This is a genomic window from Escherichia sp. S10b, from assembly GCF_028421345.1.
Classification (GTDB): domain Bacteria; phylum Pseudomonadota; class Gammaproteobacteria; order Enterobacterales; family Enterobacteriaceae; genus ECMA0423.
In genome coordinates, this window is sequence record NZ_JAHZSO010000061.1 from 1 (window position 1) to 11,139 (window position 11,139).

Sequence of the window (11,139 nt, forward strand, 5' to 3'; positions counted from 1 at the left end):
ACTCATAATCGCTTGGTCGCTGGTTCAAGTCCAGCAGGGGCCACCAGATTTCAATGAATTACAGATGTATCCAAACTATCTTGCTTTACCAGGATACTTATAGGATACCTCTGAGAAGTATTAACAAGTAAGAATTGGCTCATGCCTACAGAACAGTTGGGTCGTAGCAGCCGTTCACCTGCGAACAAGAAAGTGCTACGGGTCTGAACTTTTGCCCCCAACTCTCCAAGAGACCGGCAAAAACCCTGACGGAGGTATCAATGGATACTTTAAGAAAGGGCTCAGACCTGCTGTCTGCACGTGTGATTGCCGTTACAGGTTTAATCGCAGCACTTGGCAATTTAGGTCTATGCCCAATAGCCGTAGTGCTAGTATGTATAGCTTTAGTTATCATGCTGAAGTAATGACAGCGTAACAAGCTCGGCCCAGCTTTCGCTGGGCCTCCCATTTCTACCTCCCAAAATCTATTAGAAACAATAAGCCACTAAAGAAAGAGCTTTTGCTGGCTACAATACTCACATACAAACAATTTTTATTTTTCGCGGGCGTAAAAAAACGATGGGGCTGGCAGTCCGGAAGACGTCAGGGTACAGAGATTTGACCCGCCCCTCCCTGTGCATGGGCACAATAAGTAACCGAAGGCGGAATTCCGCCCTCGGTACTTACATATGAGAAACGATATTTCTTCCACCGATACCCTTTATTTGGGTATCGCGAGTAAGCCCCAAAATCTGGGTGTTACTCTTACTACCCAAACTACGGGTAGTTTCCGTAGTTTCATGGTCGAGTTGCAAATCTGCAACTCACCCACCAGCCAACGCAATTTTGCGTTATCGGGAATATCAGCAAGTTACCGCCGCAGTCGTTCCGGCTTCTTCCACTGGTAAATATTTTTCGCGCTCTCCCTCCGTTGTTGAGAACGGCGACGGTATGCCAGCAACTCAAGGACTCTGGTTCGTATGTTGCGCATATCCACGCCGTTAAGCTCAATACCGTCACGGCGCATCACCTCAGCCACCACACGCGCGTAATTTTCAGCGGTGACGGTATCCGGCTGCCTGGCCTGTTCGTCAGCCAGCTGGCTGATTCCACCAGCACGGCGGATTAATCGCAGTATTTCAGATTCAGTCATTATCATGCCTGTTTTGCGACCTCATTCACTACGTCATTTTTTACCATCCGGCTGATAATCTGATTACGCAAATCGTCAATAATTGACTGCACTCTGTTTACTGCCATCGGTTTAAGCCCGGCATCACGTGCCAGAATATTGGGGAGTTTTGCCAGTTCCTCGCTTACGATTTCCCCCCATATAGCCATTTCTTTTCGCACATCATCGGCGGGTATGAGTTGCGCCGTTTCCTGTTCGAACTTGAGGCGCTCACGTTCGGACTGATACCAGGCCTTACGGTCATGTGGCTCCATTTCTTCCAGTGATGCCGGAACGGGAAGATCAAGAAAACAGGTCAGAATGTCAGTCACCCGATAGAGTTTCAGCTTGTCATGCCCTCCGGCTGGCTGGATGTTTTTCAGCCTTGCCGCCGCAGTCTGACGACATATTCCCGCTATCGCCGCCAGTTGATTAATGTTCAGCATCAGATTTTTCAGTTCTCGATCCATACCCGCTCCAGAATGTTTTAAACATGCATCTTGCGAACAACTTTCAGAAGAGGTCAAAAAATGCGCTATATGTTGAGCATAAAACAAGCAAAATTAACATACCAAAAATAAAAATACTTAAAATTCAATATCATATAAAGATGATGACGACGAATGAAAATGCAAAAACTAGCCTTTTTCCGCGCCGCTCCCGCCCCGTGGCAGACCACCCCACCGGGAGGACCCGTAAAAAAAGGCGGCTATCGCCGCCCTTGTTGTCATGCTCCACTCGATTTCAGTAATCCGCGATAGTCGAGGGCCGCGACACCTGCATCTATGCGCACCTTCCAGGCGACGCCATCAACAGTAAAGCCCTCCTGCTCCTCAAGATATGGCGTATCAATACCATCAAGATAAGCGACCTCTATCGTGTCCATACCCTTCGCCGCTGCCACATACCACTCCTTGTTATTGGCTTTATCAAGACGTGGCTCAACGATTACCTCCGCCATATCTTTCACCACGTTAATGATGCCGGGGTTCTGATTGATAGTGCCCACGCCATCAACCGGAAAGAGTGATGACGATGACAGAATGGCGCGATGTGCGGCAGACTCCAGCGCGGCGGGGACCAGGACAAATGCGGGGGTAATATTCAGCGAATCGCCGTTAGCGTCTTCCTGGAGGCGCATCAGCTTACGGGCTTCGTTAAGCCCCTCCATGTCCATATCCTTCGCAATAAGATTTTTATGATCGGCATGGAATAACGCTTTACCATCCGTAAACTTGCCGTTGCTGGTTAACAGGAGATAAACCAGATTGCCAACTGTTCTGGCAGCTGCGCGTCCCATCGCCATGGGGATTGTAGTTAACTGGGTCAGGTCATCGTTGATAATGGCCTGACGGGTAACGGAAAAAATATTCCCGTACGTGGCCAGCGCAATAGGTACACCTTTATCGCTGGTGGTGATGTATTTATATTCCGCGCCTTCCGGTACTTTATCCAGCTTTGAAAAACCATTCAGACCAACGCGCTTTGCTTCATGAAAGTTTGAAAGCGAACCGGTACGCGTCCATTTCTGGAACGTTTCGCCGCTGTCCTGCCAGCCTTTCAGTACTGATTTTTCAGCGCCACCAGCCAGAATATGAGAAAAATCGCTGCTGCTGTGTGTAAAAGCCGCATTAACAACCTGCGAGCGATTAATAAAACCGCTCACAGTGATACCACGATCAACCAGTGATGCCTGGGCCATTTCAAAAAGGCTCATCATCGCGTAAGGGTTGCCTCGTTCAGGGCGTTCATACCCAAGACGGGAATAAAGCCCCTGACGAATTGCATCACCTGTTATGTTTCCGTTTCCGGCATAGATATGAGGCGGGGTATTTTTATTGGATGGCGTGGACTCGCGCCCCAGCTCGTTCAACAGCTTTTCACGGGCCATTTCCGGTGTACATGATGCATCTTCCAGACACGCCATTTTGATCCCGTCGTAACGACTGCCGAACAAGCTAAACACTTCACTTATTCCATTGATGCGCTTCTGTTCATTACCAGCAATATTTGCCGCTCCCTGTGGCGGTGTAATCATTCCTTTAATGGTTTCCGGCATATGTAAAAAATCTCCTGTGCGTTTCGATTCAATTCGCGCCATTGCTCTGACGGATGGCAACAATTCATCAGCAAAACCGTGCTTAAGGCATTCTTTCCCATCCATCCAGGTTTCATCCTCCAGCATGGCGGTAATTTCCTGTGCTGATTTGCCCGTTTTTCTGGCATAAGCAGGGATTAACACGGTTTCCACCTTATCCAGCAAATCAGCATAATCACGCATATCGCCAGCATTTCCGCCAGAGATACCCCACGGTTTATGGATCATCATCATGGCGTTCTCCGGCATAACAACACGATCGCCAGCCATTGCGACAACCGAAGCCATTGAAGCCGCAACACCATCGATATAAACCGTAATGTCTGCCGGATGATTCCGTAGCAGGTTATAGATGGCGATGCCTTCAAACACATCACCACCTGGTGAATGGATCCTCAGATTGATATGTGAAACATCGCCAAGGGCTTTCAGGTCTTCCGCGAACTGCTTTGCAGTAACACCGAAGCCGCCAATCTCCTCATAGATAGATATATCCGCCGCTCCGCGAACATCCGCCGCCTTAATGGTGTACCAGTGATTCATTGCTCACTCTCCGATGCAAAACCACTCTGATTAAGCCAGGCGTTTACGGCATGCCTGACAATCTGCGCCACACCTGGTAATGGTTTGTCAGGATGATGATTTATATGGTCGATCCTGTACTGCTTAAGGCGCATAACGGTCTGCGCATCCAGATGAACGGAACCACCCCTGATATCGCCCGTGTTCAGGTCATTAATACAACTCACAGTAACTTCCTCTTACTGACTAAACTGTGCACATTATTGATCGATAAAAGTGGTAGATAAACATATTTCTATCATAAAAATAGATTAATGAGATTCAGACACAAAAAAGCCGGATAAAATCCGGCATAAATATCCCGCCATCTGAACACGTTTTGACACAGGCAACTCCACCTGGCAGGTGAAAAACAGATTTATTTATATATTTCAATTAATTGCAAACTGGTCTAATGACAGGGAGAAAAAAATATTGTACAGGTGAAAACAGAAATAACTTTTAATTATCAATAAATTACTACACATGCTGCCGCCGCCATGAAAATGCAAAAACCAGCCTTTTTCCGCGACGCTCCCGCCCCGTGGCAGGTCACTACACCGGGAGGACCCATAAAAAAGCCGGATTGCTCCGGCTTCTGTTACTCGTTGCTTAAAACGGTATGTTATCCCCGTACGGATCATCATTTCCCGCCTGTTGTTTTGCTCTGCTCAGTGCATCAGTAGCCTGCCCCTGTTGGCCTTTTTTGCCGCCCGGTCGCGCCGTTCTCGCACTGATTACGCTGTCTGCGATAACCTGCCAGCCCTGCCGCGTCTCCCCGTTCTGTCCGGTCCACTGGCTCACCTGCATGTTACCCGCCACGCTCAGGAGTTCACCCTTGCGGTGCTTTGCCAGTGCTTCGGCCTGTCTGCCAAACGCCAGGACGGATAACCACATCGTCGCCGTTCCGTCATCTGCCTGGCTGCACGGAAGTGGGACCGCCATACTCGCCATCGTCATTTGTGTACCCTTGCTGGTGGTCTTTAACTGCGGGTCAGCCACCAGCCGCCCGTAAGCCGCTATCTGTGCTGTCATGCTGTCTGCTCTCCGGTTTTAACGTTGATGGTTGTCACCTGTTCCGCTTCGGCAATCTCCCGTTCTGTCAGCGTGGCAAAGTTTGCAGCTGCCGTTGTCATGAATGCGCTAATCAGTTCGGGATGTGCTTTCGCATATCCTTCCCCGGCGTTGCGGTCGATGATTTTTATCGACACCCTTAACCAGTGTTCCGTCAAATCCAGGGCGTGCGATTGTGATTTTTTTATGTGCTTCGCTGTCATAGGCTTTATCTCACAGCAGTAAATTAAAATTTTTGCGTTTTAACCCTTCACCTGTTCACCTTTTGATATTTTATCTTTTAATTCATAATGTTAAGGGGTGAACAGTTTCACAAAAACTATTCACCAACTGTTCACCACTGTTCACCCTTGAAGCTCAATAAACAATCAAAAAGGTGAACAGTGAATAGTTTGGTGAACAGTTCATAAATAACTGTTCACCCTATAATATACTGATATAAAAGATATTTATAACAGGGTGAACAGTGGTGAACAGTTATTCCATAAGTTTAATTTTTGCTATCGTCATTAGTGACCGATACACATGATGGCATCCAGTCTTCTGATTCCTCCGTCAGTGTCACGTTTGAACGCAAACCGTGCTTCGTTTTCCGTTTCATATACTCCCTGCCATATTCCGCCATTGCCCCCGGCATATCTTTACCGAAGCGCGTCAGTGTTACAGGTTTACCAAACCCATGTGCCTTCATATAAGCCAGATAGGCATGATAGAGATACCTGCGCGGGCTGAATGGCACAATTTCAGCATTACCCACTAACAGGCCATCACACATTACCGACGCCATGAGATAGCCGCAGAAGTCCACCAGCGAATCACCTTCACGCTTTATCGCGAGTGCTTCTTCTGATTTCTGCTGCTCATATAAAAGGCGTCTGGCTTCGTCCTGGTCAGCAAACCGTGTAAGCAGATGACGAATCACTACCGCCAGCTCACCTTCTATTTTTTCCGCCAGCATTGAATCGCGTTCGTTCTCCGGTACAACTTCCGAAAAATTGAATATCACCCGACGGCGCGAGATCCCCCCGCTGCGGTCACTGAATGACATAGCGTTATTGTTAACCGCCAGCACTACTGCCGGGATACGCGTTGAATATGGGGCTTTATGTTTTGGGTCGATTGCCACCTTGTCACCGCCTGTAATAGCCTTAATTCCCGCCCCATCACCAGCGTAGCGGGTCATATCCGGCATGATAATCAGCGAAAAGCCAACCACTAACGCGCGTTCCCTTGCATCTTCCAGCGCCTTCATGCTTGCCGATACTGTGTTGGCCTTACCCGCCAGCATGGTGCAAATCTCCGCCATCACGCTTTTACCACTTCCCCCTGGACCTGTTACCTCAATGAATAACTGCCAGTCGTACCGGTTCGCCAGCACCATGAATAATGCAGCCAGTACGCGATCCGCCTTGCGGTCATTCTCAGCCACCGAACGGCGTAACCACTTCCAGAAATTCGGCGCATGTGTTGCCAGCGTTTCCCCCTCTGCTGGTGGGCTGAAAGGTAATTCACTGGCAATTAACAACCAGTCATTTTTGTTATGCTCCCGAAAATTACCTGTTCTGGTATCAAATACCCCGTTACTGAATCCAATCAGGTTACGGGCTGTATTCCCCATTACAGGCAAACTTAACTTCATGGTATCGACCGCCGATTTAATGGCGTTCTGCGAATAGCTGATCTCCGCATCAATGAAAATCTGTGCCATAGCTCGCTGTAATTCTTTATCCTGTACTGGCTCCCATACAACGCCGTTGTAATGGTGAACAGTGTCAGAGTCAGCATGAATCGCCAGTTCACCGCCATAATGTGCCAGGAGAACTTCGCCGCGTTGACTTGCTCCCATCTGGTTAAGCGCCAGTGATGACGCGTTATCGTCTTTTACCCGCTCTTTTTTCTTTACAGGCAGTTCAACTACCTTTTTCTTTTCCGCCTGCTCTGCCCGTTCACGTTCCAGATATTCGCGCCAGTTCTCCCGTTTCTGGCTGTGCATTCCTTCAGGGTAATAATCAGCATCCCTGACACCTGCCACTGCCAGTTTCTGCCCGATGGTATTAACAAGCCCCGGACGCAATAACCCCGCCTGATAAAGACGCACGCGATAGCGTCCGTCCGGTACGATTTGCAGGTTGTCCAGTTCGGCAAGTTGTTGCTCTCCAAGCCAGACAGGTGGCACGTTATCGCCAGCCAGTCGCCCGTCCTGTTCCTGCCACTGTTTCGCATGTGCCCACGCATCACTACCCGCAAAAATGATGACTTCCGTCATTTTGTCACGCGGCTGGTGTTTTAAATTTGGCGCTTTTTTCATTTCTGCTCTCTCCACGCGGCAATCATGTTTTTCAGTTCCTGTAGTTTTTTATCCACATCCACACGTGACACATGGTTATTTCTGGAAGTCGGGATTTCCCGCCGGAATCTGCAAATAAAGATCTCCACGTTCAGCGAACTAAGAAATGAATATCCATCACGGATAAAATAAACACGGTCAAACATCAGTTCTTTTACCGTTACTCTGTTACCGTTCTTATCCAGATAAATAGCGCCGGGGATAATTTTGGGGTGTGCATAACCGCTGGCAGTCAAGCCAGATATATATGTTCTCATGATTATTTATCCCCGATTTGAATCAGTATTCGCTTTCTTTATGGCATTTAATGCATCTGTGGCATTTTCAATGGTGCACCGTAACGAAATATCAAACTGCCCAAGCACTGCCAGTAACAAACCGATATTACCCATATCAATGCGCATGGCCTTTTCGTCATAGTCCTCATTTTCTGACGCATGCCACATCAGGCTACCAATTGACGCAATACCCATTGATATATTGTCAGTAGCCCCATCCGCAGCGGAATAAACCTTTTTAGCAATATCATGCTCACAGTTAAAATGCGGATTAATCAGGTACTGGTAATTTGACATATCAGGCATGGCACACCCCCTGACGAATACGGGCGGCGAATACCATCACGCAGCCAGCCGGAGAGTGCTGGCGTGCTTCCTGTTCGCTGGTGGCCTCAATGGTAATCACGCGCGGTTGTGCCGTGCTCAGGGCGATAAAACGCCAGATGTATTTATTCAGGTTGTGCGAATCCCGCCCTTGCGGGTGTGTGGTATGATTTAACATAGCTACCTCGATACGCTTTCTATCGTTGGTGGTTAGAAGCCCGGTTAGTGTTCCCGCACTGCCGGGCTTCGCTGTATTTAATGGTTGCGTATTTTTAATGTGGTACGTACCATTTGATTTCAGTTTATAACGATGGTACGTACCAATGCAAGAAGAAAATGTGAAACCAAAATTTGATCGCTCCGGCAGCACAAAGAAAAACATCCGCTTCGAAGACACATTGTTGCAACAAATTAACGAAGTTGCAGGGCCTGGTAATTTCAGCTCATGGGTAAAAAATGCTTGTCGTGATAAGCTACGCAAAGAAGGCATAGAACCCAAAGGCTGACAGCTAACCAGCAAGCCAGCACACTGATCACATTGCCCACCAGCCGCAAATGTGGCATTGTTGGTGATGCTTTTGTTTTCCCTTGTTCCCACTGGCGACCCTTTTGCGGTCGCCTTTGTTTTATGTGCCATCACTCCCCCCTTACACCGTCTGCGTTCTGCGAGTGGATGCAAGATAAGCATCGAGATCAGTGCGCATATACAGCACTTTGCGCCCCAGCTTATGAAAAGGGATTTTTACCTTGCCAGTACACGCCCAGTTAGCAAGAGTCTGGACACTTACCCCCAAATGCTCGGCAGCTTCTTTGCGGGTCATCTTTTCTAAATGCATGAGTATCACCGTATACTTCTGATTAAGAACAGGTATACGTTATTTAGCGATGGGGAAGTCTTGAAGACAGGAAAACCAGATACAAAATCGCATATCTGGTTTACATGGCTGAAATCTGGATTACAGAGGATAAAACTGGATTTATTCTTTGTCTCCAATAACTAACTTAAAATCCCTGTTTTTTTGCGGGGATTTTGGATTCATCCCCGACTCCTTAAGCCATCTCTCTATAGTCCCAACTACAGGGACATCATTCCATTTATTGCGTAAGTGCGCGTATATCTCTGCGGATAGCCCGGGTAAACTGGCATTAGGGTATTTTTTCCAAGTGTTACAAGCTATAGATAACGCTGTTGATTTATGCCTGTTTGTTTTTCCTTTCTTTGCTTTACTACGGTCTTCACTGATAATTTTCTTTACATTAGCTATATCACGTACTGATTTTAATAAATTCTCCGACACTAAAATCGCATATCTTTCACGTAACTGATCTGCAAGTCTGTTGAAACCAAGAACTTCAAATATAATGGCAGCTTTCAAAATATCATTGAATTCTGAATATGCACTATTAAATTTTTTATCAAAATCATCTCCATACCCGGCACATACAGAAATATTAACCTTTAAATCCTTATTTTCTATCTCTGACGATAATGATAATCTCTCCTCCAGAGACATTTTAGATGGTGTGATATTTGCCATATCGCATATCGTTTTTTTTACAAAAGAAGACGCCAGTTCATCTCTAATATAATCTGCAATAGTATTCATATCCTTCGCATCATTATGGTCAAATTCTATTGCAGCAATGATTTTATTTTCTGACATTCAAACCACCATTTGAATTAACGATACTAAATAGTAATGCGCGTTTCTCACTGTCACTCATACTCTCCAGTGCGGAAAGCAATTGCGCATCGATAGATTTTTTACTCTCCACCAGCCCGGCATGTTCCAGAATTGCCCGTTCTATCCGTGACGCTGGCTCCAGCAGTTCATCAGCACCAAAATGTAAATACCCCTGCGTTACGTCAGCACTTCGCATAGTACGGTGATTCATCAGGCGCTTGAGGATGTAATTGCCCACGCCCACCAGTTCGGCAACCGTTCCGAACGTCCGGCGTGCATCGTGCCATTTGAATGGTACAGGGGAGAGCATTTCATCGTTCGACTCTGGAACAGTAGCCGCGCTTATCCGGTCTATGATGTGCCGTGTTTCCTGAATCACTCCCTTCACACCAGGAAACACCAGAACATCATCAGCGTTTTTTATTTTCAGTCGGCGGTGGAACATTTCCCGCAACGTATCAGTAATCGGTAATTCGAGCGGATCCCCGTTTTTCGTGGTGTCTATCCAGAAAAAACGACCGCCCATATTCACGCGATCCCACGTAAGGCCAAAAATTTCTGATTTCCTCAGTCCGGTAAAAAGCGCCATTTCCGCGGCATCGCATACCGTCACCGCTATATCATCCCTTTCCTGTTCGCCCTGGTCGCGCACAGCAGCTACAGCAGCAAACCAGCGGGGAAAATCATGCAGGCGGATACGTTCCGTTTTTCTTACCGTTCCGTGCCACTGGCGCTTGGTGCTCAGTACCAGAGTCGGCGGATCCGGTAAAAGAGTATTACCCGCATCATCACGGTAATGATCATGCGCAAACCGACACACAGCACGTAGCGCACGCGCCCATAAATCGGCCTGTGCCTTGCTTCCTGTACCAACCCCAGCCCGTAACGTGGTTTTATCAGCACCGAACCATACAGCCCCATCAGTGATGGCCTTATGCCGTTGTTCCACCCGTTCGCGGGAAATACTGGCGAGGGTATGGGCCATCCAGTCACCGGAATAATTCTGTAATATGCTGCGGTACTGTTTTTCTGTGGCGGGTTTCAGGCGGTGGCCACGATTTTTTACGTAGGCGTCAATCGCCTCACTCAGCGTTATCATGGCCTTGTTGTTAGTGCGCTTTGCTATGTTCGGATTTATCCCCGTTGTGGCGACTTCGCCAAGGAGTTCCATAGCTTTAGCCCTTGCATTATCCACGCTCAGATCAGGAAAACGCCCCAGCGTTGCACGAATAAATTTTCCGTTACGCTTACGGGAAATGCAGAAACTTTTCACACCAGACGAACCTACACGGACACGCAGCCCGTTAACCTCCGTATCACCATATTCGACCTGTCCATGTTCCGGCGTTGGCAGTTCTGCAATTTTTACTTTAGAGAATCTGAATAATTTCACTCATACACCCCACCAAGCGATCTGGTATCCTGGAAAATCGCTTGTTCTGCTCCAGGATACCTATAGGATACCGTAAAGAAGTATTTTGGGGTATATACAGGTATTTATACAGTAGTTTTAAAAAATACTAAGGTATTGAAAGATATCGCTAAGTATCTGTAAGTAAAGGGTTATCAACCAACTCATAATCGCTTGGTCGCTGGTTCAAGTCCAGCAGGGGCCACCAGAT

General features: G+C 47.5%; 13 protein-coding genes and 1 pseudogene. 2 read left to right on the forward strand and 12 right to left on the reverse strand.

Annotated features, from left to right (window positions below; genetic code table 11):
- Positions 1 to 850 precede the first annotated feature (850 nt).
- The 3 genes from FTE26_RS05875 to FTE26_RS05885 form a co-directional block, all read right to left on the reverse strand.
- Entirely contained in the window at positions 851 to 1,132 is a 282-nt protein-coding gene (locus FTE26_RS05875) for a hypothetical protein (protein ID WP_085674693.1), read from the reverse strand.
- A 2-nt stretch (positions 1,133 to 1,134) separates the two neighbouring features.
- On the reverse strand, positions 1,135 to 1,620 hold the full coding sequence (locus FTE26_RS05880; protein ID WP_000373413.1) for a DUF1441 family protein: 486 nt from the start codon (positions 1,618 to 1,620) through the stop codon (positions 1,135 to 1,137).
- 257 nt (positions 1,621 to 1,877) lie between these two features.
- A complete protein-coding gene (locus tag FTE26_RS05885) occupies positions 1,878 to 3,791 on the reverse strand; it encodes a ClpP-like prohead protease/major capsid protein fusion protein (protein WP_001017075.1) in 1,914 nt (637 codons plus the stop codon).
- A 92-nt stretch (positions 3,792 to 3,883) separates the two neighbouring features.
- Here FTE26_RS05885 and FTE26_RS05890 point away from each other — a divergent pair, with 92 nt between their 5' ends.
- Positions 3,884 to 4,057, forward strand: coding sequence for a hypothetical protein (locus FTE26_RS05890; protein ID WP_000973802.1), 174 nt, complete (start codon positions 3,884 to 3,886; stop codon positions 4,055 to 4,057).
- A 364-nt stretch (positions 4,058 to 4,421) separates the two neighbouring features.
- Here FTE26_RS05890 and FTE26_RS05895 read toward each other — a convergent pair whose 3' ends face one another.
- The 6 genes and pseudogenes from FTE26_RS05895 to FTE26_RS05920 all read right to left on the reverse strand — a co-directional run.
- Positions 4,422 to 4,844 (reverse strand): single-stranded DNA-binding protein, encoded by a 423-nt coding sequence (locus FTE26_RS05895; RefSeq protein WP_000126661.1) that lies wholly within the window; start codon positions 4,842 to 4,844, stop codon positions 4,422 to 4,424.
- Positions 4,841 to 5,086, reverse strand: coding sequence for a hypothetical protein (locus FTE26_RS05900; RefSeq protein WP_000125504.1), 246 nt, complete (start codon positions 5,084 to 5,086; stop codon positions 4,841 to 4,843). Before FTE26_RS05900 ends, FTE26_RS05895 begins: the two co-directional genes overlap by 4 nt.
- A gap of 287 nt (positions 5,087 to 5,373) precedes the next feature.
- Entirely contained in the window at positions 5,374 to 7,191 is a 1,818-nt protein-coding gene (locus FTE26_RS05905; protein ID WP_085674690.1) for a DNA primase family protein, read from the reverse strand.
- On the reverse strand, positions 7,188 to 7,487 hold the full coding sequence (locus tag FTE26_RS05910) for a DUF4222 domain-containing protein (protein WP_085674688.1): 300 nt from the start codon (positions 7,485 to 7,487) through the stop codon (positions 7,188 to 7,190). The genes FTE26_RS05905 and FTE26_RS05910 overlap by 4 nt, the downstream gene beginning before the upstream one ends.
- A gap of 6 nt (positions 7,488 to 7,493) precedes the next feature.
- Complete coding sequence (locus tag FTE26_RS05915; protein ID WP_085674686.1) at positions 7,494 to 7,814, reverse strand: hypothetical protein; 321 nt, start codon at positions 7,812 to 7,814, stop codon at positions 7,494 to 7,496.
- Positions 7,807 to 8,064, reverse strand: a pseudogene (locus FTE26_RS05920) (host cell division inhibitor Icd-like protein); the annotation flags it as partial. The pseudogene FTE26_RS05920 and the gene FTE26_RS05915, both read right to left, overlap by 8 nt.
- A gap of 91 nt (positions 8,065 to 8,155) precedes the next feature.
- Between FTE26_RS05920 and FTE26_RS05925 the strand changes: the two are divergent.
- Positions 8,156 to 8,338, forward strand: a complete 183-nt coding sequence (locus tag FTE26_RS05925; protein WP_001154805.1) for a YlcI/YnfO family protein — start codon at positions 8,156 to 8,158, stop codon at positions 8,336 to 8,338.
- A gap of 141 nt (positions 8,339 to 8,479) precedes the next feature.
- On the opposite strand, the gene FTE26_RS05930 is transcribed toward FTE26_RS05925, so the two are convergent.
- From FTE26_RS05930 to FTE26_RS05940, 3 genes are all read right to left on the reverse strand, one after another.
- Positions 8,480 to 8,677, reverse strand: coding sequence for a helix-turn-helix domain-containing protein (locus FTE26_RS05930; RefSeq protein ID WP_000602273.1), 198 nt, complete (start codon positions 8,675 to 8,677; stop codon positions 8,480 to 8,482).
- Positions 8,678 to 8,809: 132 nt separating this feature from the next.
- The gene (locus FTE26_RS05935; protein WP_016231469.1) at positions 8,810 to 9,496 is read right to left on the reverse strand and encodes a hypothetical protein; all 687 of its coding nucleotides are present in this window, start codon (positions 9,494 to 9,496) and stop codon (positions 8,810 to 8,812) included.
- Positions 9,483 to 10,910, reverse strand: a complete 1,428-nt coding sequence (locus FTE26_RS05940) for a tyrosine-type recombinase/integrase (RefSeq protein WP_085674684.1) — start codon at positions 10,908 to 10,910, stop codon at positions 9,483 to 9,485. Before FTE26_RS05940 ends, FTE26_RS05935 begins: the two co-directional genes overlap by 14 nt.
- Positions 10,911 to 11,139: the final 229 nt, after the last annotated feature.

Coding starts and splice junctions, on each gene's coding strand:
- FTE26_RS05875 (WP_085674693.1), bottom strand. CDS start 1,132: ATGACTGAATCTGAAATACTGCGATTAATCCGCCGTGCTGGTGGAATC.
- FTE26_RS05880 (WP_000373413.1), bottom strand. CDS start 1,620: ATGGATCGAGAACTGAAAAATCTGATGCTGAACATTAATCAACTGGCG.
- FTE26_RS05885 (WP_001017075.1), bottom strand. CDS start 3,791: ATGAATCACTGGTACACCATTAAGGCGGCGGATGTTCGCGGAGCGGCG.
- FTE26_RS05890 (WP_000973802.1), top strand. CDS start 3,884: ATGATGATTTATATGGTCGATCCTGTACTGCTTAAGGCGCATAACGGT.
- FTE26_RS05895 (WP_000126661.1), bottom strand. CDS start 4,844: ATGACAGCACAGATAGCGGCTTACGGGCGGCTGGTGGCTGACCCGCAG.
- FTE26_RS05900 (WP_000125504.1), bottom strand. CDS start 5,086: ATGACAGCGAAGCACATAAAAAAATCACAATCGCACGCCCTGGATTTG.
- FTE26_RS05905 (WP_085674690.1), bottom strand. CDS start 7,191: ATGAAAAAAGCGCCAAATTTAAAACACCAGCCGCGTGACAAAATGACG.
- FTE26_RS05910 (WP_085674688.1), bottom strand. CDS start 7,487: ATGAGAACATATATATCTGGCTTGACTGCCAGCGGTTATGCACACCCC.
- FTE26_RS05915 (WP_085674686.1), bottom strand. CDS start 7,814: ATGCCTGATATGTCAAATTACCAGTACCTGATTAATCCGCATTTTAAC.
- FTE26_RS05925 (WP_001154805.1), top strand. CDS start 8,156: ATGCAAGAAGAAAATGTGAAACCAAAATTTGATCGCTCCGGCAGCACA.
- FTE26_RS05935 (WP_016231469.1), bottom strand. CDS start 9,496: ATGTCAGAAAATAAAATCATTGCTGCAATAGAATTTGACCATAATGAT.